Origin of the sequence: uncultured Campylobacter sp. (genome assembly GCF_938015785.1) — a bacterium.
Classification (GTDB): domain Bacteria; phylum Campylobacterota; class Campylobacteria; order Campylobacterales; family Campylobacteraceae; genus Campylobacter_B.
This window is the reverse complement of sequence record NZ_CALLWC010000017.1, coordinates 15,650-35,911: the sequence shown is the minus strand read 5'-3', so window position 1 is coordinate 35,911 and position 20,262 is coordinate 15,650. Positions and strand designations below refer to the sequence as shown.

Annotated in this window: 19 protein-coding genes, 6 tRNA genes and 1 pseudogene; 12 read left to right on the top strand and 14 right to left on the bottom strand. The window is 47.6% G+C overall.

Annotated features, from left to right (window positions below; genetic code table 11):
- The 9 genes and pseudogenes from Q0393_RS02405 to Q0393_RS02365 form a co-directional block, all read right to left on the bottom strand.
- Positions 1-934 (bottom strand): hypothetical protein (locus tag Q0393_RS02405; protein ID WP_298977598.1); only part of this gene is annotated, 934 nt, incomplete at its 3' end.
- A 35-nt stretch (positions 935-969) separates the two neighbouring features.
- On the bottom strand, positions 970-1,689 hold the full coding sequence (locus tag Q0393_RS02400) for a TerC family protein (protein ID WP_177389392.1): 720 nt from the start codon (positions 1,687-1,689) through the stop codon (positions 970-972).
- A gap of 403 nt (positions 1,690-2,092) precedes the next feature.
- Positions 2,093-2,635 carry a ClbS/DfsB family four-helix bundle protein gene (locus Q0393_RS02395; RefSeq protein ID WP_298954897.1) on the bottom strand — a complete coding sequence of 181 codons (543 nt, stop codon included), beginning with the start codon at positions 2,633-2,635 and terminating at the stop codon, positions 2,093-2,095.
- 334 nt (positions 2,636-2,969) lie between these two features.
- Positions 2,970-3,533 (bottom strand): ribonuclease HII, encoded by a 564-nt coding sequence (locus Q0393_RS02390; RefSeq protein WP_298977596.1) that lies wholly within the window; start codon positions 3,531-3,533, stop codon positions 2,970-2,972.
- Complete coding sequence (locus Q0393_RS02385; protein WP_298977594.1) at positions 3,530-3,955, bottom strand: RDD family protein; 426 nt, start codon at positions 3,953-3,955, stop codon at positions 3,530-3,532. Before Q0393_RS02385 ends, Q0393_RS02390 begins: the two co-directional genes overlap by 4 nt.
- Positions 3,956-4,058: 103 nt before the next feature.
- Positions 4,059-4,670 (bottom strand): orotate phosphoribosyltransferase, encoded by a 612-nt coding sequence (pyrE, locus tag Q0393_RS02380; protein ID WP_298977593.1) that lies wholly within the window; start codon positions 4,668-4,670, stop codon positions 4,059-4,061.
- Between the two features lie 3 nt (positions 4,671-4,673).
- On the bottom strand, positions 4,674-5,231 hold the full coding sequence (frr, locus tag Q0393_RS02375; RefSeq protein ID WP_297895901.1) for a ribosome recycling factor: 558 nt from the start codon (positions 5,229-5,231) through the stop codon (positions 4,674-4,676).
- Positions 5,232-5,581: 350 nt separating this feature from the next.
- A pseudogene (gene secG, locus Q0393_RS10735) lies at positions 5,582-5,854 on the bottom strand (preprotein translocase subunit SecG); the annotation flags it as partial.
- 95 nt (positions 5,855-5,949) lie between these two features.
- On the bottom strand, positions 5,950-6,645 hold the full coding sequence (locus Q0393_RS02365) for a Bax inhibitor-1/YccA family protein (RefSeq protein WP_298977590.1): 696 nt from the start codon (positions 6,643-6,645) through the stop codon (positions 5,950-5,952).
- A 131-nt stretch (positions 6,646-6,776) separates the two neighbouring features.
- On the opposite strand from Q0393_RS02365, the gene Q0393_RS02360 reads away from it, so the two are divergent.
- Genes Q0393_RS02360 through Q0393_RS02345 form a run of 4 tightly spaced genes read left to right on the top strand, consistent with a single transcriptional unit; the run spans position 6,777 to position 10,422 of the window.
- Positions 6,777-7,445, top strand: coding sequence for a carbonic anhydrase (locus Q0393_RS02360; protein ID WP_298758640.1), 669 nt, complete (start codon positions 6,777-6,779; stop codon positions 7,443-7,445).
- Positions 7,411-9,525, top strand: a complete 2,115-nt coding sequence (locus Q0393_RS02355; RefSeq protein WP_298977588.1) for a mechanosensitive ion channel family protein — start codon at positions 7,411-7,413, stop codon at positions 9,523-9,525. The genes Q0393_RS02360 and Q0393_RS02355 overlap by 35 nt, the downstream gene beginning before the upstream one ends.
- Positions 9,518-9,691: a hypothetical protein gene (locus Q0393_RS02350; RefSeq protein WP_005870938.1), complete on the top strand. Its 174-nt coding sequence runs from the start codon at positions 9,518-9,520 to the stop codon at positions 9,689-9,691. The genes Q0393_RS02355 and Q0393_RS02350 overlap by 8 nt, the downstream gene beginning before the upstream one ends.
- Positions 9,691-10,422, top strand: a complete 732-nt coding sequence (locus Q0393_RS02345; protein ID WP_298977586.1) for a superoxide dismutase — start codon at positions 9,691-9,693, stop codon at positions 10,420-10,422. Before Q0393_RS02350 ends, Q0393_RS02345 begins: the two co-directional genes overlap by 1 nt.
- 1,439 nt (positions 10,423-11,861) lie before the next feature.
- On the opposite strand, the gene Q0393_RS02340 is transcribed toward Q0393_RS02345, so the two are convergent.
- The 4 genes from Q0393_RS02340 to Q0393_RS02325 form a co-directional block, all read right to left on the bottom strand.
- A complete protein-coding gene (locus Q0393_RS02340) occupies positions 11,862-12,713 on the bottom strand; it encodes a toxin-antitoxin system YwqK family antitoxin (protein ID WP_298977585.1) in 852 nt (283 codons plus the stop codon).
- A 308-nt stretch (positions 12,714-13,021) separates the two neighbouring features.
- Complete coding sequence (locus Q0393_RS02335) at positions 13,022-13,534, bottom strand: DNA-deoxyinosine glycosylase (protein WP_298977583.1); 513 nt, start codon at positions 13,532-13,534, stop codon at positions 13,022-13,024.
- Positions 13,535-13,879: 345 nt separating this feature from the next.
- On the bottom strand, positions 13,880-15,091 hold the full coding sequence (locus tag Q0393_RS02330) for a molybdopterin molybdotransferase MoeA (RefSeq protein ID WP_298977581.1): 1,212 nt from the start codon (positions 15,089-15,091) through the stop codon (positions 13,880-13,882).
- On the bottom strand, positions 15,088-16,386 hold the full coding sequence (locus Q0393_RS02325; RefSeq protein ID WP_298977577.1) for an MFS transporter: 1,299 nt from the start codon (positions 16,384-16,386) through the stop codon (positions 15,088-15,090). The genes Q0393_RS02330 and Q0393_RS02325 overlap by 4 nt, the downstream gene beginning before the upstream one ends.
- Positions 16,387-16,491: 105 nt before the next feature.
- On the opposite strand from Q0393_RS02325, the gene Q0393_RS02320 reads away from it, so the two are divergent.
- From Q0393_RS02320 to hcp, 8 genes are all read left to right on the top strand, one after another.
- Entirely contained in the window at positions 16,492-17,121 is a 630-nt protein-coding gene (locus tag Q0393_RS02320; RefSeq protein WP_298977576.1) for a non-canonical purine NTP pyrophosphatase, read from the top strand.
- Positions 17,122-17,195: 74 nt separating this feature from the next.
- Positions 17,196-17,272 (top strand) — tRNA-Pro (locus tag Q0393_RS02315).
- Positions 17,273-17,277: 5 nt separating this feature from the next.
- Positions 17,278-17,354 (top strand) — tRNA-His (locus tag Q0393_RS02310).
- Positions 17,355-17,360: 6 nt separating this feature from the next.
- Positions 17,361-17,437 (top strand) — tRNA-Arg (locus Q0393_RS02305).
- Positions 17,438-17,452: 15 nt separating this feature from the next.
- Positions 17,453-17,529: transfer RNA gene (locus Q0393_RS02300), tRNA-Arg, on the top strand.
- A 49-nt stretch (positions 17,530-17,578) separates the two neighbouring features.
- Positions 17,579-17,663 (top strand) — tRNA-Leu (locus tag Q0393_RS02295).
- A gap of 14 nt (positions 17,664-17,677) precedes the next feature.
- A tRNA-Asn gene (locus tag Q0393_RS02290) sits at positions 17,678-17,752 on the top strand.
- Between the two features lie 275 nt (positions 17,753-18,027).
- The gene (hcp, locus tag Q0393_RS02285; RefSeq protein ID WP_298977574.1) at positions 18,028-19,356 is read left to right on the top strand and encodes a hydroxylamine reductase; all 1,329 of its coding nucleotides are present in this window, start codon (positions 18,028-18,030) and stop codon (positions 19,354-19,356) included.
- Positions 19,357-19,687: 331 nt separating this feature from the next.
- Here the strand turns inward: hcp and Q0393_RS02280 are convergent, their stop codons facing one another.
- A complete protein-coding gene (locus Q0393_RS02280) occupies positions 19,688-20,257 on the bottom strand; it encodes a hypothetical protein (RefSeq protein ID WP_298977571.1) in 570 nt (189 codons plus the stop codon).
- Positions 20,258-20,262: the final 5 nt, after the last annotated feature.

Sequence of the window (20,262 nt, the reverse complement as noted above, 5' to 3'; positions counted from 1 at the left end):
GCTTGCGCGAGGACAAACAATACCCGTTCCTCGGCTTCATGAAAAGTCCATGCGGAAGCGCTGCGAATATGCGTCCGAACTTTGCGGCGCGCCAATCTCTTCGCATAAACCTAAAGCTGCAATACGCAAAAGGCGCGAGGACGGGCAGGGCTATCGCCACCGCAGGATCGCTCTTTTCAAAAATAAAGATTATGCAGTAGATGCTCATTGCGGTCAGCACTACGCCGAAGACTGCGAATATCGCGGCAAGCGCCGTGCTACCAGCGTCCCTCCAGCGCTGCGCTCCTAGGCTTAGATTAACAAAATCTAGCGGAAGGGCGGAAGCGGCGGAGTTTACCGAAACGCCGCCACGGCTCTCGCAAGTAGAATTTAAAGAGGCAGAGCCGCTTAAATCTTTGCAATTTAAATTCGAAGCATAAAACTTCGTATCGGCGTTCGCCTGCTCGTTAAAGCCTTCGCGGATCAGGCTCAAAGCGGCGGAATTTATACCGCTGCGATCTTTATTTGATAAATCAGATACCGCAGAATTTTGACGTGCACTTTCCGCGGTATCGCTATGTGCGTCGCAGTTTGAATTTGCGGCAGCGGAAGCGCGGTCGCTTGGAATTTCACAGTTAGGACGCGGCACGGAGTTTTCGCCATTTAAATCGGCGCCGCTTAAAGCCTCGCGGCAGGAATTTAAGCTCCCCAAAGCCTCATCGCCGAATTTTGAGCCCAAAGCTTCATCTTCATAGATTACCGCTAGCTCGTCGCCCTCGCGTATCGGCAGATAAAGTCCGTCGCGCCTTAAGTCCAAATTTCCCGCAAAGCACAAGTCCTCCAGCGTAAAGCTAAATTTCGCCGTGCCTGCAGCCGCGGGCTCAAGCTTGAAATTTCGAGCCGTGCCGCGAGCAAGCTTGATCTGCCGCGGCGAAAGAAATTTAGCAAAGCCCATGCGTGCCTTTCAGATCTCGCAAAATTCCGCTCCTCCTATTTCGCGGCGGATTTTTTGCGGATCTGGATATTGATGAGCTCCACCAGCAGTGAAAACGCCATCGAGAAGTAGATGTAGCCCTTAGGTATGTGAAAGCCCAGGCCGTCTGCGATCAGCGAGACGCCAACTAGGATCAAAAAGGCAAGCGCTAAAATTTTGATCGTCGGGTTTGCGTCCACGAAGCGCGCGATCGCGCCGCTAGCGAGCATCATCACGCCCACGGCGATGATCACTGCGAGGATCATCACGGGCAGGTGCTGCGCCATGCCCACGGCGGTGATGACGCTGTCGAGTGAAAAGATGATGTCCAAAACGGCGATCTGCACGAGCGTGCCGCCGAAGCTTGCCTTGCCGCTGCTAGCGCTATGCTCGTGCGCCTCGCCCGTGGCGCTGGAGTGGATCTCGAGCGTGGATTTGACGAGTAAAAACAATCCGCCGCCGATCAGCACGAGGTCGCGTCCGCTAAAATCGCGCGCAAGCACGCTAAATAGCGGCTTGGTTAGCCCCATGATCCAGCTTAGGCTGAGAAGCAGCAGTATGCGCGTGAACATCGCAAGCGCGAGCCCCATTATACGGGCGCGTCCGCGCTGCGCCTCGGGCAGGCGGCCGCACAAAATCGCGATAAAGATGATATTGTCGATGCCAAGCACGATCTCAAGCCCCGTGAGCGTCGCTAGGCTGATCCATGCCTCAGGTGAGGCGATCCATTCAAACATCGGTTTCCTTTGGGTGAAAATTTAAACCGTGATGATAGCGAAAGTTTGGTTAAAATTTCTAAATTTTACCGCCTTCGTGCGCGAAACAGCGCGTGGAATTTCGCGCTTGATTTCGCACGAAATTCCAAGCCTCGAATTTTAAAATTTTGAGTTTTGATACGGCGCAAATATGGGCTAAATTTAGCATAGATCGGAATTTTAATTTATTTAGTGCGGCGTAGCGCGCGTTCATATTCATGCTGCACAAAATTTCACTTTCTAAACTGCTGCGGAGTGAATGCGCGGATAAATTTACGAGCTAAATTTTAAATTTACGGCGCGGGTTTGCTTTAATCAAAATTTTTACTTCTTTAGTCGCAATAAGCGCACTCGCTTTGAAATACGCCCTACTATCCTATTTCCGCTATTTTGTCTTGCAATTTTTCTGATGGGCCTTAAGCTTTTTCATCGCCCAGTCATAATGGCTCGAAGCGGCGCTTACGAAGTATGATCCAAGCGTGCTGCCCCCGACCCATTTATATACATCTTTTGAAAACAGCTCTTCGTTTGTAAATGTTTCGGCTAACTCTAAAATATCTTTATGCGATTTATGAAGCATCTTAGTCGCTTCTTCAAGTGAGGTTTTTTGGTGCTTCTTCCAAAGTTCCAAATTCATATCTCCATAAGTTTTCCAGTTATACGGTTCGGGCAAAAACGGTTTTTCTTCTCCCTTTCGATTGGAATTTACCCAATTCAAAACAAGCCTATGCCATTCGTAGAGGTGGATTAAAATATCTTTCAAATTTTTATCTCTTCTCCAATGAGCCTCCTTTTTCTTCTCGTCCTTTGAGAAATCAAACGGCGTATTTAGCTCCTCCTCGCTCATCTTCGAAATGAGTAAATTTAACTTCTCATAGTTTTGCTCGGCGGCAGTCATTAAATCATTTTTTGTAGTCGGTCTTGGCATAGCATTTTACTCCTTTCATTTTTTTAGGTGTTGGAAAAACTCTATCTTCATTTGCGCTTCCACAAAATTCATTATTCTCTGCCATAAGCATAGCACAACATAGACAATATTTAAGATAATCCCCCTCCAAGATATTTGACACCACTTATCAAGCAAACTTAACTTTTAGACGCGGATTTCTAAATTCTTTTCAGTAAATAAATTCAGCGACTGGCGGCGCAATGCGGATGAGTTAAATTCTGTGCCGAATGCACGCAGAGGGTGCGAGGTCGAAATTTAAGCGAGTGAGCGCGTCCTAAACAGCGCGAAACAAATCGCAGCAAAAGAAATTTCATTAATCAAACAGCGAGGGTTGCAGCGATTTGATCTTGTAGCTCGCGCGGTGAAACGGCGTGAGCCCGTATCGTTCGATCGCCGCGATGTGCGCGGCCGAGCCGTAACCTTTGTTTTGCGCGAAGCCGTATTGCGGATAGCGTTGCGCGAGCTCATACATCGTGCGGTCGCGCGTGACCTTGGCGAGGATGCTCGCCGCGCTTACTTCGGCGATTTGCGCGTCAGCCTTTACGAGCGTCTGAAGTCCGCGTACACCGAAGCTTGCGTTACCGTCGTAGATGATCTGTCCGCTAAAATCAGCAAAATACGCGAGAATCTGCTCAAGCGCCGATCTTAGACACGAGCTTAGGCCCGCCTCATCGACCTGTGCGCTTGAAATTTCGACGATTTTATAGCGCGAGTTTTTGGTGATCTGGGCGTAAAGCTCCTCGCGGCGCTTCTCGCTTAGCTTTTTGCTATCGGCAAGTCCCGCGATCTCGCGCTGCAAGACGCAACCAGCGACGCAAAGCGGTCCTGCAAGACAGCCGCGCCCTGCCTCGTCGATGCCGCAAATCTGCCCGCTCACTGCGCGTCCTTTCGCACGACGGGCGCAGTCCCGCTTAGCAGGTCGTGTAAGTTCAGCCTGTCTTTGCGAAAGAAGCAGATCAAAAGCCCGATGACGCTAAAGCCTGCAAATACAAAGCACGCAAAGCGAGCTAGTGCCCTAAAAAAGCTTACTTTGCGCCCGCTGCGAACGTCGATGAGGTAAAGCCCCGCGAGCTTGTAGCCAGGCGTCTGGGCGCTGCGGGCGTAAAATGCCGCGCAAATCGCGCCGTAAGCAAGCCAGATAAGCGCGATCGCGGCTTGGTTGCGCCACAGAGCCTCTTTCGAGCCCAAGACGAGATAGGTAACGCCGTAGAATAGGGGCATCGCGATGATGAAAAGATCGACGATGAAGGCCTTTACGCGCAGAAAGATCGGCGAAATTTTAGCTTTTTGTTTTGCCATTTTGCTTCGTTTTGGATTAAATTTTAAAATTCCAGCGCGGTAAATTTAGAGCCGAGAGAATAAAATTTAATCCCGTTGCGGTTTGTTAGCGGCAAATCGGCACCTAGTTTCCGCGGCTGCCGGGCTTGATCGCCTTGCTTCCTGCGGCACAGAGCGGGCAGGCATCGGGCTCGTAAATTTCAAACTCGAAATTGCCGAGCGCAAAAAACGGCTTATCTGCAGGCAGCTTGGCGACCTCTTTTGCGCTGCTGCCCGCTAAATTTGCGACTTTGCAAAATCCGCGATTGGCAAGCGCGGCAAAGCCCACGACCTCGCCGCCGAGGTTTTCGATGAGCCTCGCGCTCTCAAGCGCCGAGCCGCCTGTCGTGATGATATCGTCGCAGACGATAAATTTCTCGCCCTTATGCACTTCAAAGCCGCGGCGTAGGCTCATCACGCGATCTACGCGCTCGGTAAAGATGAAACGCTTTTTCGCCGCGCGAGCTAGCTCGTAGCCCGCTAAAATTCCGCCCAGCGCGGGCGAGCAGACGCTATCAAACTCCACGCCCGCTTTTCCGATGATCACGGCAAGTTCGTCCGCAAGCTGTCCTGCGAGCTGCGGGTTTTCTAGTACTTTTGCGCTTTGGAGGTAAAACTGCGAGTGGTTGCCGCTTGAAAGCAGAAAATGCCCTCGCAGATATGCGCCGCAGTCGCGATAGATTTTTTCTATATTCACAGCTCAAACCTTCAAAAGCTCGGCTTCTTTGGCCTTAACTGCGTCGTCGATTTTACTTGAGTAAGAGTCGGTGATCTTTTGTACCTCGTCGTAGCCCTTTTTGGCATCGTCTTCGGAGATCGCTTTGTCTTTTTCGAGCTTTTTGATCTCGTCGTTAGCGTCTTTGCGGACGTTGCGAATGCCGATTTTTGCTTTCTCGCCCATCGCTTTAGCCTTTTTAGCGTTTTCTTGGCGTTGCTCGACCGTCATCGGCGGGAAAAAGAGCTTCACGCTCTCGCCGTCATTAGTTGGGTTTACGCCGATATTTGCCGCTGCGATCGCGCTTTCGATCGCCTTTAGCATCGGCTTTTCCCACGGCGTGATCGAGATCGTTACCGCATCGGTCGAAAGGACGGTCGCAACCTGATTTAGCGGGGTTTGCGAGCCGTAATAATCTACGAAAATATGATCTAGGATCGCCACGCTCACCTTGCCGGTGCGTAGCGTCGTAAAGTCCTTTTTCAAAGCCTCGATAGCTCGATCGCCGTTTGCTCTTTGCTCTTTGTAGATAGCTTCTAGCATTCAAATCCTTTAAATAAAATTTGCGAAATTATAGCGTTAAAAAAATAAGAATAGCATTTAAAAGCGCGGATTTTGCGCTTTTAAATTTTAAAATTTAGAGTTTATTTAGTTGTGTTTTGATCTGCGGAAGCGGTGCTCGCGTTGGTATCGCTTGATGCTTGCGACTGAGCAGACGCGCTAGCTGCGGCAGTATCGGTCGCAGGAGCTGCGGGTGCTTCGATTTTCGTATCCGTCGCATTGGTCTCGCCGCTAATTATAGAATTTGACTCGGTGCTTGCCGGAGCGAAATTAGGCTTTGCACCAGAAGCTGGTATGGATGGCACGCCAGGGACAGCGTTTGGCCCGGATTTAGTAGCATTCGTTTCAATCTTGACGCGATCGACTACGGAAGATTTAGCATCTTGCTGATAGAAATACGCAAGCACGAGTGTATTTATCACGAATAAAATTCCCATTGCAGCGGTAAATTTAGCCAAAAACCCCGCAGGCCCCTTCGCTCCGAATAAGCTTTCGTTGCTTCCGCTGTATGCGCCAAGCCCGATAGAAGAGCTCTTTTGCAGCAGAACGGAGATTGTAATTATCACGGCGAAGACGACCTGTAAAACCAAAAATAACGTAGTCACTATAAAAACCTTTTGAAAAAATTGAATTTGCGATTATAATAAAAGATTTATAAATTTTAAGTTAAGAGTGCACCGCGCGAAGCGGTGCGTAAAATTTAGTCTCTGCTTGCGCCGAAAATTCTTAGCAGCGCAAGGAAGAGATTGTAGATGTTTAGATACATATCTACGGCAGCCATTATCGGTGAAGTGTAGGTGCCGTTTATAATATTTTTAGTATCGTAGATAATATACATCGAAAAGATTAAAGCCGAAAAAGCTGAAATCGCTATATCAAGCACGGTACTTTTGAAAAAGAAGTAGTTCAAAAGGCTTAGCACGATAATAGCCACAAGCGATACCAATAGCGGTTTGCCCCAAGAGTCGAAATTTGTCTTTGTATTCATCGCGTAAACGGTAAGAGCACCGAAAGTAATCGCTGTAGCCACAAACGCATGCGTTACTACATCTCCAGCGCCTGCTGCAATATAAATAGCGATCAATCTACCTAGAGTAAGACCGGTAATAAAGGTAAATGCAAAAAGCAAAACTAGCGCAACCGTATTAGCGCCGCGATTTACAGCTGCTTGCATACCAAAAATTAGCCCCATTAAAAGCACTAGATATAAAAATGGATGAATAGCCAAGCTCACACCAAAGCTCATCGCCACAAAAGCCCCTGCTGCCGCAGCTATCATCGAAGCAGTTAGAAGCGCGTAGGTTTGTTTGATAGTTTGAGAGATTCGTCCTTGTTCCAGTGACGCGTCCGATAGTTCATAGCCGTCCGCGTAATTTCGTCTGTCGTATAGACTCATGTTTGTCTCCTTCTTATGATTTATGAGCGGGGAGTTTAGCGAAAATTTGGTAAATATATAATTAAAAATTCCCAGAATTCTATCTATTTATGAAAGTAATATATAATTCCCGACTTTTTTAAGGAGAAAGTATGCCCAGCCAGTTAATAAATGGAGCTATTAAATTTATGGAAGAAAATTTTGCCGAGCATGCCGAGCTTTTCGGGAGTCTGGCAAATCATCAAAAGCCCCACACGCTTTTTATCGGCTGCTCTGATTCGCGCGTGGTGCCAAATCTAATTACTTCGACGCTTCCAGGAGAGCTTTTTGTTGTACGAAATATTGCAAACGTCGTTCCTCCATACCGCATTAGCGAGGAATTTTTAGCGACTACCTCAGCGATTGAATACGCGCTATATTCGCTAAATATCAAAAATATCATCGTTTGCGGGCACAGCAACTGCGGTGGCTGCGCGGCGCTGTTTTATGACGCAAAAAAGCTCGAAAAAATTCCAAACGTAAGGCGCTGGCTAAATTTAATGCAGCCTGTAAAAGACGAGGTCGAAAAGCTAAAAGATATCGGCGCCGACAAGCGCGAGTGGATCACCGAGCGGCTAAATATTATAAATTCCATGCAAAATTTACTTAGCTTTCCTGGCATTAAAGACGCCTACAAAAACGGCGAGATTAAAATTTACGGCTGGCACTACGTCATCGAAACGGGCGAGCTATTCAACTACGACGACGAAGGCGCGCATTTTACGCTATTAAATAAGGGAATGGATTATGAAAAAATCTATAATCAGCTTTTTAACGATTAGTCTTTTTAGCGCCGCTTTAGCGTTTGCAGACCTCAACACGACCGGCGAGGGAAGCTTTGTAGAGACGAATTCTACCGCTCCAGAGGCAAATCTCACTTTAGAAAACAATAAAACCGAGATCAAAAAAGAAGTCGCTAAAATTCTATCCAAATCCCTCGGTGCAGAGGATGGCAATAAAACTGAAGTAATAAATATGATCGCAGAAAAGGTCGCCAAAACGGAGACTTCGCAGAAAAAAGCTCCCAATGGAGAGACGCTTATCTCTGTAATCAAAGAGATTAAAAAGCTAAATTTGCAGCGCAGCTCCCTGCTTAACGGCGGCGACGCCAACGCGAGCAAAAACGAGCTAGACGCCATCGACCGCAATAAAGCCAAGCTCTTTGATCGCCTGCCTTTCGCGATTACGCAGCAGGATATGGATATCGAAAGCATAATGTCGTATGCGCAAAATAAAAAGAACATCCAAACTACGCTAAAAAAATACGCCAAAAAGCAGAGCTCTCCCGAATACGTAAATGCAAGCGCGGATTTGGAAAAGATGGAGATGGCAGAGATCTTTTATACCTCGCTTATGAAAATTGAGGATATGTTTGTAAACGGCGCAAGCAGAAGCGCGCTTGAAAGCGAGCTGAGTAGTACGCTACTAAATATCCAAACTAGGGATTTTAGCAAACTTAATGATTTGAAAAACAATCTAAGCAGTCAAGAGCAAATAGACGCCTTAGAGTCTAAAATCAACGATTTGAAAAACGACAAGCAGACCTACGACGAGGTGCTTACGTATCTGTCTCGAAATAGCGATCTGCTCGCAAGTAGCGTGGTTTTTACGAGCTTAAATTTTAAATCGGTGATCGATTATATCAACGATAAAATTCCGTTTAAGCTCAGCCACGTAAATTTCGGCAAGCTCATTTTGATCACGCTAATTACGCTATTTTTCTACTCGCTTCGCAGACTGCTTGCCAACATCATCTATTTCGTATTTAAATTCTTTAATAAAAGCTTTTCGCTGGATAGCGAAACTCTAAAAACGCAAGTAGTAGGTATCATCAAGCGTCCGATGGGTATTTTGCTGATCGCTTATTCGGTCGATATCTGTCTTAGTATCTTTTATTATCCGGCGCCCGTGCCGATAAAATTTGCAAATTTATTCTCGATCGTTTACGTGGTGCTTTGGGCATGGCTCATCATCGAGATCATCGACGGTTACGGTATTATCGTGCTTGGAAACATCACGAAAAAAGGCGTCAGAAAAGATATCATAAATCTAGTCGTTAAAATTCTATATGTCATCGTAATTATCATCGCCGCACTTTTGGTACTAAAGCGTCTGGGCTTTGACATCTCGGCGCTTATGGCATCGCTTGGAATCGGCGGACTTGCGATCGCGTTTGCGACCAAGGACATCATCGCAAATTTCTTCTCATCCGTGATGCTATTATTCGATAACTCGTTCTCGCAAGGAGATTGGGTCGTATTAGGAGACATAGAAGGAAACGTCGTAGAAACGGGCTTTAGAAAAACGACGATCAGAACCTTTGACAACGCTCTTGTTTTTGTGCCGAATTCCAACATAATGGCGCAAAATATCAAAAACTGGAGCCGCAGGAAGGTAGGACGGAATTTAAAGCTTACCGTAGGCGTCGAATACGGCGCGAGCACAGCTCAACTTCGAAAGTGCGTAAACGACATCAAAGAGATGCTAAAATCTCACCCGGGCATCGCTCAATCTGCCGATACAGCGCTAAATTCCAAAGATTTTCGTATGCGCTATAGGCAAAACATGGTCTCTATCGACGATTTAGCGGGCTATAAAAGTACTATGTTCGTGGCGTTAGATAGCTTTGGCGATTCGTCTATTAATATTTTAGTTTACTGCTTCACAAAAACCGTAATATGGGCAAATTTCATCCAAACCAAAGAGGATGTTTTATTTAAAATAATGGAGATCGTGGAGCAAAACGGACTATCGTTTGCCTTCCCATCGCAGAGCGTTTATATCGAAAACATCCCGGAAATAGCAAGCGAATGCGTAAAATCAAAAGTAAATTCCAACGACAAAGGAGAGCAAAATGGCTGATTTCGATGACTTCGAAGACGAAGAGTTCGATGAGGACGAATACGAGGACGATGATCTAATCGGAGGTGACGAGAGTTACAACTACAACTACGACGAGGACGATTACAGCTACGAAGACGACGACGGTTTCAACGATTATAGCGATTTGGACAGCGAGGATTATTAGTGTTTAGATCCAGGGCGCTGCCTTTTGATCCGCGCGCGAATAAAATCGCGAGCCTGCAGAGCTTAAAATTTCATCACGGCGGACTTTACGAGGACTACGTCTCCGCCCTAAATCGGGATATTGCGGATACGCCGATACAAAACGCGGATCTTTTTACGATCATCACGCAGTCGTTTAAGCAGGCGCACGGCGAGGAGTGCGAGTTTTCGCAAATTTCAAAGCTTTATCAAATTTGCCTAAATTTTAGCCGTATTTTTAATAGCGCCTCTGAAATTTACAACCACGATTTTTATTTTGATTGTATCGCGCAGCCAAGCGAGCCTAGCGGCGAGCTAGCGGACGCTTTAGCTCAGGCTTTCGGCGGGATGGAAAATTTTAAAAGCGAGTTTTTAAAGCGCGCGATGGGGCTTTTTGGCAGCGGCTGGTGCTGGCTCGTATGCGACGAGAGCGGCGCAAATTTAGAAATCATCACGACGCAAAACGCAGACACGCCGATCGCACGCGGCAAAATTCCACTTTTAGCCTGCGATCTTTGGGAGCACGCCTATTATGTCGATCATCAAAATGCGCGCAAGTTCTACGTGGAGAATTTCTTGCGTTTTGCGGACTTTGGCTTTGCAAGCGACGCCTACTTTCAGGCACAAAAGCAAGGACTTGACTCCGTAAAGCTCTACATCAGCGAGCTTCACCCTGCTGCCTCCTCGCGCTGCGATTGTGGCTGCTGCGGATAGATTTGGGCTTTCATTACATAGCTTCGAGTACTGCGGATTTTCGGCTCTCTATGACCGTCGCGCGCTAAATTTATAAGCATTTTTCACTTTTCGGCACCCGTATTTTGCCGCACGGATACTGCGCTATACGGCCTGTAGTGCTCTGAGAGCGCTCCCGGCTTGCCGCGCTCTAAATTTACGCAAATTTGATTTTGAACCCGTTTGGCGTCTGCGGATTAAAATTTAAGATTTTTAATTTGAAGTTTGTTTGACTATAGTTCACCGCTCGTTACGCGCCAAATTCCGAATGCTTCTCCTTTTCAGCGCTTATATCTTGTGCGCAAATACCGCGTTACACAGACCTTATGTGAAATTTCGCTTTATCTAGCTCTGCTTTCTTAAAATTTCCACTGCCCGCGTATTGAAATTTAACGCTACGAGCGAGTATCTTGCAAAATTTTAAAGTTGCAAATAAGCCCATGAAATTTTCATACCGAAATAAGCAGCGCATTCTTTGCTTCCGTAATTATATAGAGAGACACTCTCTGCCTCCCTGCCTTGTTCACCCATGCCCTATTCGTAAAATTTTGTTTAGTAAAGCGGTCGGCAAATTTTATATCAGCCAGCTAAAATTTACTGCGCCAAAGGCGGGGTGCGGCGGGTTTGAAATTTACACCCGAATAGCACGGCTTGCGAACCGTGGGATAAATTTAATGGAAATCGATCGTTAAATTTTACTTTTTGGCAGTTAAAATTTTTAGCGCCGTTTCGGCTTGAAATTCCGTTTTAAATTTTAAAAATTTATCCGCCAAAGCTGGCTCGTTACGCGGAAAAGACAAGCCGCATCGAATGCCGCGTCGGGCGATACCTGCGCGCTATGCGCGCCAAAATACAGCGTGGAATTTTAAGCCGCATTAGCTCAAATCGCGCGACGAGCTGTGCTGCACGAGACCTCGTCAATTAAAGTACCGAGCCGTATTCGCGCGCTGTATAAAGCCGCCAGGCGTAGAATTTTACTCGTTTAAACACAGCACATCACTTCACAAACATAAAATTAGTCCGTTAAGGCGCCACTTGACGGCGCGGTATGTATAGCCTAAAACAGATGCGTAAGGCCACGCTCGCTTAAAATTCAAAGACATACTCAATAAAATTTAAAGCCGTGAGCGCTCGAAGCGCAAAGCCCCGTCTCTTTGAAGTGCGGAGCCGCGTCCTAATCAAATGTTAGAGACGTGAAGCAGAGATCAATCGAAACGCGAAGTCGTGTCTATTTAAAGTATAGAGCTACGCCTAATAAAATTAAAAACCACGCTCGCTCAAGGTATGAAACCGTTCCGCTCAAAAATATTATTGTGCCTGCAAAACGCAAAGTCGCGTCTGCTTAAATTTCCTGGCTTATTTAAAATTCTAAGCCTACTCAAAGCCCCAAATCCGTTTAAAATTTTAAAATTTAGCCCGCTTTACTCCCTTGCTAGCCCGTTTTTATCGGATTTGTCGCTGATTAGTTTGCCGCTTTCGTCGTATTTTTTGGCGCGCACGAGCCTGCCGCGCTCAAACTCGTATTCGCCTTGCAGCGCGCCGCCCCTGTAGTATTCGCGCACGGCGCCATCGCGCTCGCCGTCTTTGAAATTTTCGACTACGCGCGTCTTGCCGTCCTCGTAAAATAACTTCCAAACGCCCTGTTTGCGGTCATCCTTGTATGCGCCCGTCTGCTTTAGCGCGCCGCTTTCGTAATACCATTTTTCCATACCTTGGCGCTTGCCCGCTTTGTATGTTCGCACGCCGCGCACTTTGCCGCTTTTGTAATAATCCACGTCCTTGCCGTTTCGCAGCCCGCCCTTATACGGATGGCGCGCGCTTACTTCGCCGCTTTCGTAGTAGTCGGTGAAAACGCCCTCGCGCCTATCCGCTTTATACGCGCCCTGCTGCTTTAGCTTGCCGCTTCCTTGATAATACAGCTTGTAAAAACCCTCGCGCTTGCCGGCTTTGTATTCGCTCTGCGATCTCAGCTCGCCGCTATCTGCGTAGTAGCTCTTCGCGACGCCGTCGTACAGGCCGCCCTTTAGCGGATATTCGTTTGAGGGCTTATCTCTGCCGTCAAAGTAATCGCGCTCGCACACCGCGGTGCCGTTCTTTACGTCGATCTCGCGAATTAGCGTCGGCGGCAGCGGCTTTAGCCCGGGATAGACGACGCCCATAAAATTTACGTCGTAGAGATCCTCGGCGCTGTAGTGCAGCACCTTGAGCGTCCCGCTGTAGGGCTTGTCCGCTACGAAATACAGGCCGTTTTTCAGGACCGGCTCGGGCTGCATTACGATTTTTGGCTCCAGAGCTTGCGCGCCTAGCGCCAAAAACGGAAGCAGAAGCAGGAGCTTTAATGCGCTTGAAAAAGTGAAATTTCACATTAAATTTAAGCCCAAATTGAACGAATTTTGCACGGCTTTGCTGGTTTTCATATTTTGCTTCCTTTGGCTTGGTTAAATTTAGAGAATTTTAAAATTTGAAGCTAAATTTTAGATAAATCCTCACGGAGTTTAGGCTGATGGTTTGGTTTTTGGCGCTGGCGGCACGCAGCCATGTACCCGTAAGCCTCGCGCGCGCTGCTTAAGGGAGCCGAGCGCTAAATTTCGGCGCGCTTTAACATATCCGCGACGATCGTCCACTCGCGCACGAGCCTTTCAAAGCTAAAATTTGCGTTTGCGGGGCTAGTCGAGGGTAACTTGACGGGCTCTTTGCCGGTTGCGTTTAAAATTTGAGTTTTTAGATGTTTTTCGCAGATTTCGTGCGCCTTGCCGCCGTTTGCGAACACCTGCACGATGCGCGCTCCGCTAAAGATCGGCTCCAAATTTGCGGGCTCGACGGCGGTCATTTTGGCGTCGCTCGAGCCCTTTATCTCGCAGCAGATCGCCGCGTCGTAGACGGCGATGCCGCGGGCGAGTAGGAATTTTATCTTTTCATCCGTGCTCGCAGGTGGCGGCGCATTTAAAATTTGCGCCAGCACCCGCCAGAAGCGATTTTGCGGATTTGCGTAGTAAAAGCCAAATTTACGAGAAACGACGGAGGGAAAGGAGCCGAGGATTAAAATTTTAGAATTTTGATCGAAAATCGGCTTAAAAGGGTGGGTTTGGCTCATTTTGCACCTGCTTTGTATTCGCCGAAAACGCCCACTCGGACGCCATAAAATTTATCTTTCATTTTTACTTTATCTCTCGCAAATACCCGAATTTCACCCGCAAAGCAACTTGGAGCTGAAATTGCGCGGCGGCAAAGATTTGGCGCACTCGCTGTATAGCGCCGCGCAGTAAAATTTCTAATGAGCCTGCCGCGGCGCGCGATATTTGGGTCTAAATTTCAACTTTTCAAAATCCTAAATCAGAGCTTTTGCGACTAAATTTAGCGCTTCGCAGCGGCAAAATTTTAACCTTTGCGGCAGTTAAAATTCTATCTACCGCCGCAACTACCGCCGAAACGCTACGCGCTAAATTTTAGGTACCGAGATTACGCGCACGAGCTCGCCTTTTTTGAGCTCTTTTACTTCGAGCGGCGCGACGAGCAGGACGCTATCGTCGTCTAAATTGTTCAAAATCGCGCTGGAGCCTTGCTTTTTGCTTTGCAGGCTAACAAAAAGCTGCCCGTCTCTGTTTTGCAAGACGGCGGGCATAAACTCAAGCCACGGCGTCTTTTTTACGTAGTCGTGATCCAAGATTGCGCTAAATTCGGTGTTTTCGTGCACGCCGAAGGATCTTTGCAAATATACGCGCAAAAACAAAATGCACGTAATGAGCGCCGAGAGGGGGAAGCCCGGGAATGCGAAGATATATTTTTCGCCGGTTTTAGCTACGCGCACGTGGCGGCCCGGTTTGATCGCCGCGCCTTTTACAATTAGCTCAAATTTTGATTGTAGCGTGCTTTGCACGAAGTCGTAGTCTCCGACGCTCACTCCGCCGCTAGTTAGAAGTATGTCTGCGCTCTGTAAAGCCGATAAGATCGCGCCTTCTAGCTCCTTTTCGTCATCGCGTACTAGAGACATTATCATCGCTTCGCAGCCTAGTTGCGTTACTAAATTTGCAAGCGCGATGTGATTGGAGCTATAAATTTGAGCGTCGTTTTCGAGCCTCTCGCCCAGATCCTTGATTTCGCTGCCTGTGGCTAGAATCGCTACTTTTGGGCGGACGAATACGCTTATGTGAAATAGACCAAGCTCGGCTAGCAGCGCGATCTGCGAAAAGCCGAGCTTCGTGCCGCTACGAAGCAAAAGTTCACCCTCGCGGTAGCTCTCGCCCGCCGCGCGCACGGCAAAACCCGCCGTGACAGGCTTTGTGACGATGATTTCGCCGCCTTGCACCTGCACGTTTTCGATCGGCAGAAGCGTGTCGCCGCCCTCACACATTAGCCCGCCGGTGAAGGTCTTGACGCACTCGCCCGCCTTTGCTGCGGCGCCAGGCATCTTGCCTGCAGGCGTCGTGCCGACAATCTTAAATTTAGCCCCCTCGCTTAGATCCGCGCCCTTTAGCGCGTATCCGTCCATCGCGGCGGTCGGGCGGCGCGGGGTGCTAAAAGGCGCTGCGACGTCACTTGCTAAAATACGCCCCAGCGCCTGAGTGATCGCGACCTTCTCGATGCGCGAGGACTTTTGCACTATGTTTGCGAAGCGCTCCATCGCGCTTTCAAATTTTTCAAATTCCATCATTTGCCTCCTACGATTTTATAAATTTGATCTTCATTTATCAATTTCGAGTTAAATTTCACAACGAGTTCGCCATCGGTCTCGTAAATTTCAATAATGCCTTTTACGCCCTGTAGTGTGGAAAAATCGCCGCCTTTAGGAAAGTATAAATTCTTAAAAAGTTTTGGATCGCTCAGCCTAGAAAGTAGCACAAGCCAGATCACACCCAAAACCGCGACGCCAATGCCTAGCGCTTCGATGCCAATTTTGCCAAAAAGTGCGCCGCCGCATAGCCCGCCCAAAAAACTGCCAAAAAATCCGAACGAATTAAAAATTCCAAGCGCGGCGCCTTTTTGAGCGACTTTGGCAAATTTGGACGCAAGGCTTTGCATAATGGGCTCATGCGCGTTAAATCCCACGAAAAAGAGCATCACACCCACCACGAAAGCGCTCGCCCCGCTAGCAAACGCAAAAATCAAATACGAAGCGATGAAAAAGCAAATACCGATAAGTAGAATTTGCTTAGCTAGCGCGCGCTTTTCGCCTAAAGCACCGCTCGCGCCCATCGCGGTAAAGCCGAAAATAGCGCCTAGAGCATAAATTTTGGTCAAATCACTTTTGGAAAGTCCGAATTTTTGCACGAGCAAAATTGGAATTAGAAAAAATGCTGCCGTCATGAAAGCTTTTTGAAAAAAATTCGTTAAATTCATAAGCATTAAATTTTTGTCACTCAAAAGTGAGCCGAGCGGGACCTTTTGGCGCAGGGAGCGGATATGCGGTTCGGTAGGTACTACGAAAAAAAGCAGCATCAAACATAAAAGCGTAAGCGCCGAACTTAGATGAAATAGGCTGGCAAGCCCAAATTTGGCGCTTAAAAGCGGACTTAAAATCATTGCGACACCAAAGCTCACGCCTATCATCGCGCCCATTACCGCCATCGCCTTACCGCGCTCTTCCTCCCGCGTAAAATCGCTAATTAGTGCGGTAGCTACGGCTCCTACAGCACCGCAGCCTTGCAAAAAACGCCCAAAAATCATCGTATAAATGCTCTCGCTCGCCGCGCAAACGCAAGCGCCCACGATAAAAAGCGCCAGTCCTATCGCAAGGGTTTTTTTACGTCCGATCTTATCGCTTAACACTCCAAATGGCGTTTGCAAAATCACTTGCATAATCGCATAAATTCCAAAAAGTAGCCCCACTAGGCTTTCGTTTGCGCCGTGCAAGCTCAATGCATACAGGCTAAGCACGGGTAGCAAAATAAATAATCCAAAAAACCTCGTAGCGATGATAAAACTAAGCGGAAGAACGCTTTTTAGCATAATCTTAGACCTCAAATAATATGAAATTTGTGCCGATTATAGCCAAAAATCGTAATGAATTCTTTGATTTTGGGTAAAATGGCGCATTAAATTTAAGGAGAGCGGATGAAAATTTTACTTGCGACGAGCAACAAAAATAAAGTAAAAGAGATAAAAGAATTTTTCACGGAATACGACGTGTGTGCGCTCGACGAGGTGCTGGATCCTTTTGAAATCGACGAGTGCGGCACGAGCTTCAAACAAAACGCGCTTATTAAAGTTCGCGCAGTGCATGAGGCGCTAAAAAGTAAAAATTTGCAGAGCGAATTTTTTGTGCTAAGCGATGATAGCGGTATCTGCGTGGATGCGCTGGGCGGGGCTCCGGGGATATTTTCGGCGCGCTTTAGCGGCTCAGATGCAACGGATGCAAGCAATCGCGAGAAACTAGCAAGCGAACTGAGAGCTTTAAATTTAGACTCCTCATCCGCGCATTACACGGCAGCGATCGCGCTAAAATGCGCTCTGGGCGAGTTTTGTACGCACGGCTTTATGCACGGTACGGCGATAACGCAGCAGCGGGGGCAAAACGGATTCGGATACGATTTTATGTTTATTCCGCGCGGATTTGACCGCACGATCGGAGAGCTGCCTGCTGCGGTGAAATTTAAAATTTCACACCGCATGAAGGGGCTAGTGCTGATGCAAATTTTGTTGAAAAATTTAGAAAAACAGATAGGGCTTGCTAAATTTCATTAAATTTAAAGCCGCAAAAAGCGGAATTTAAGAAAAAATATATATAATACGCTTTTCATTCAATCCACGAAAATATACGGAGCGTAGCGCAGGCTGGTAGCGCATCTGGTTTGGGACCAGAGGGTCGAAGGTTCGAATCCTTTCGCTCCGACCATTGTGGTGAGTTTAGCTCAGTAGGTTAGAGCATCAGATTGTGGTCCTGAGGGTCGTGGGTTCGATTCCCACAACTCACCCCACTTTATGCGCTCGTAGCTCAATTGGATAGAGCAACAGACTTCGGATCTGTAGGTTGAAGGTTCGACTCCTTTCGAGCGTACCACTGATTTGATATTTTGCGCTCATAGCTCAGTTGGATAGAGCAACGGCCTTCTAAGCCGTAGGCCAGAGGTTCGAATCCTCTTGGGCGTACCATATTAAGCTCATATTAAGAGCTTTTTGGCTAATATGCGCTTTCTTTTTTGCGGATGTGGTGAAATTGGCAGACACACCAGACTTAGGATCTGGCGCCTCACGGCATGAAGGTTCAAGTCCTTTCATCCGCACCATCCATTCTACGCGTTCCGGATTAGCTCAGCGGTAGAGTAGGCGGCTGTTAACCGCTTGGTCGCTGGTTCGAATCCAGCATCCGGAGCCATATATACTCAAAAATTCCTTTAGACCCCTGATTTTATCGATGTTTAAAGAGCTTTAAGTTTTCTTAGTTTTATAAAAATTTGTTCCAGAAATTTTTTAATATTCTAATTTCTCGTTATACTTTCTAAGCAATCTAGAATACCTTTTATAAAATTTAAAATTCTCATTTTGTAAATAAATTTGATAAAATTTAGCCATTTTATTGATTATAATCAATTTTTTTGCCTAAATAAAATCTTAAAATTACCAACTAAATTTTTTTACAAAGGATTTTCTATGAGCGACAATCTAGAGATGTTCTGTCATCAGTGTCAAATGAGCGCGCCGGAGGGCTGCGGCGCAAAGGGCCAAAGCAAAGGCACCTGCGGCAAAACCTCGACGCTAGCGTTACTTCAAGACACTATGGTTTTCGGACTTAAGGGCCTTAGCGCCTACCGCCACCACGCGCACGAGCTCGGCGCCGATACTAGCGCGGTCGATACCGTTATGGCGGATACGCTGTATTTCACGTTGACGAACTCAAATTTTAACTTTGACGAGCATATCGCGCAGCTGATGGCCGTCGGAAGCGCGGGCGTGCAGATGATGGATATCTTAAGCGAGGCGCATACCGCAAAATTCGGCGTACCGACCCCGGTTAAAGTTAGCCAAAACAAGGTCGAGGGCAAGGCGATTTTGGTTAGCGGACACAACCTACACGCTCTTGAGGCGCTACTAAAAGCGACCGAGGGCAAAGGCATCAATATCTACACCCACTCCGAGATGCTTCCTGCGCACGGCTATCCGCAGCTTCGCAAGTATCCGCACCTAAAGGGCAACGTCGGCAAGGCGTGGTTCGATCAGACCAAGCTTTTCAACGAATTTAAGGGCGCGATTTTGATGACTACTAACTGCATCGTGCCGCTTCGCTCATCCTGTAGCTACGCAGACAGGCTGTTTGGCTACTCTATCGCGGGCACAGACGGGATCAAGCATATCCAAAACGATGATTTTACGCCGCTCATCGAGTGCGCGCTTGCATGCGGCGACGTGAGTATGGATAGCGACGAGAGCTTGGTGACGGGCGGACACTACAAGACGATTTTGAGCCTCGCGCCGCAAATTTTAGACGCGATCAAATCTGGCAAAATCCGCCGCTTTTTCGTTATCGCAGGCTGCGACGCGCCGGGTAAAGGACGCGAGTATTACCGCGAGCTAGCGCTTAGCCTGCCGAAGGACTGCGTGATTTTGACCTCCAGCTGCGGCAAATTCCGCTTCAATGACGTGGATTTCGGAAACGTGCCCGGCACCGAGCTTCCGCGCTATATCGATCTAGGCCAGTGCAACGACAGCAACGGCGCGGTCAAGATCGCCCTTGCGCTTAGCGAGGCTACGGGCATCGCGGTAAACGACCTGCCGGTTTCGATCGTGCTGATGTGGATGGAGCAAAAGGCGGTCATCATCCTGCTTGCGCTGTTTAGCCTAGGCGTTAAGAATATCAACGTGGGTCCTACGGTGCCTGAGTTTTTCAACGACGAAATTTTGGGCTTTTTGGTGCAAAATTTCGGCCTTCGCCTAATCAGCGGCGACGCGCAGGCGGATCTGAAATACTTCCTGGGCGAATAAATTTCATAGAGAGGCAAATCGGGTAAATTTAATTCGGCAAAGCTCCGTTTTAAATTTACCCTTTATATAGCGCTTTTAGCGGAGCTAGCCGATCCACTCCGCGGCTATTTTGCGCCCGACGCTCATATTTAAATTTCACGACTATGCCGTCCTTCTTAATTTAAATTTTAAAATTCCATAATCTCACTAAATGCTTCGCAGAAATTAATCAAACGGCTTTAAATTTATGCCGTTAAATTTCAAAATACTCACGATTATGCAAGCGGTGACGAGTGATATATTGTGAAAATTACGCCTAGCAAAGCACTCGTCTTATAGCTTTGCCACATAATTAAGATCGTGCGGCATCGCGTAGAAGTCTTTGCGCCGCAGACTCTTTAGGTCGGAACGATTTTAGCGATTCGGACGCTTCACATAAATGATTTACGATATCTCCTACTTTTTCGTCCGTCGTACCAAGACGCGCCCAGTCGCCGAGTCTGCAGGCTTTTTCGTAATAGAGTGCCGCCTCCTGCATTTCCTCTATACCGATTTGATACTCTGCATACAATCCGCAAGCCGTCCATTCTCCGCCTATGCCATCGCAGCTCTTTTTATAAAGCTGCGCGGCTTGCGCCATATCTTGTTTGGTGCCCTTTCCCTCTTGATACATCATGCCAAGCTGCAAGCAACTTGCTTTATGCTTGCCTGCGCAAGCTTTGCCGAGGAATTCTGCAGCCTTGCCTAGATCAATCTCAGGCGTCAGATTATCTGATCGCTCGGCTTCTTTCAGATATGATGCGGCGGAGGAGGCGCAGGAGTCGGCGTGTCCTGCTTCGCAGATGATTTCATCTATTTTAGTTCCCAAACCGCCGAACGCTGCATAGCCCAACAACACTAAAGCTAAAATCATCTTTTTCATTACAA

Bases quoted from the DNA above. Each gene is read 5' to 3' on its own strand.
- Q0393_RS02400 (WP_177389392.1), bottom strand. From the start codon at position 1,689: ATGTTTGAATGGATCGCCTCACCTGAGGCATGGATCAGCCTAGCGACG.
- Q0393_RS02395 (WP_298954897.1), bottom strand. From the start codon at position 2,635: ATGCCAAGACCGACTACAAAAAATGATTTAATGACTGCCGCCGAGCAA.
- Q0393_RS02385 (WP_298977594.1), bottom strand. From the start codon at position 3,955: ATGGCAAAACAAAAAGCTAAAATTTCGCCGATCTTTCTGCGCGTAAAG.
- frr (WP_297895901.1), bottom strand. From the start codon at position 5,231: ATGCTAGAAGCTATCTACAAAGAGCAAAGAGCAAACGGCGATCGAGCT.
- Q0393_RS02365 (WP_298977590.1), bottom strand. From the start codon at position 6,645: ATGAGTCTATACGACAGACGAAATTACGCGGACGGCTATGAACTATCG.
- Q0393_RS02360 (WP_298758640.1), top strand. From the start codon at position 6,777: ATGCCCAGCCAGTTAATAAATGGAGCTATTAAATTTATGGAAGAAAAT.
- Q0393_RS02355 (WP_298977588.1), top strand. From the start codon at position 7,411: ATGAAAAAATCTATAATCAGCTTTTTAACGATTAGTCTTTTTAGCGCC.
- Q0393_RS02350 (WP_005870938.1), top strand. From the start codon at position 9,518: ATGGCTGATTTCGATGACTTCGAAGACGAAGAGTTCGATGAGGACGAA.
- Q0393_RS02340 (WP_298977585.1), bottom strand. From the start codon at position 12,713: ATGCAGCCCGAGCCGGTCCTGAAAAACGGCCTGTATTTCGTAGCGGAC.
- Q0393_RS02335 (WP_298977583.1), bottom strand. From the start codon at position 13,534: ATGAGCCAAACCCACCCTTTTAAGCCGATTTTCGATCAAAATTCTAAA.
- Q0393_RS02330 (WP_298977581.1), bottom strand. From the start codon at position 15,091: ATGATGGAATTTGAAAAATTTGAAAGCGCGATGGAGCGCTTCGCAAAC.
- Q0393_RS02325 (WP_298977577.1), bottom strand. From the start codon at position 16,386: ATGCTAAAAAGCGTTCTTCCGCTTAGTTTTATCATCGCTACGAGGTTT.
- Q0393_RS02320 (WP_298977576.1), top strand. From the start codon at position 16,492: ATGAAAATTTTACTTGCGACGAGCAACAAAAATAAAGTAAAAGAGATA.
- hcp (WP_298977574.1), top strand. From the start codon at position 18,028: ATGAGCGACAATCTAGAGATGTTCTGTCATCAGTGTCAAATGAGCGCG.
- Q0393_RS02280 (WP_298977571.1), bottom strand. From the start codon at position 20,257: ATGAAAAAGATGATTTTAGCTTTAGTGTTGTTGGGCTATGCAGCGTTC.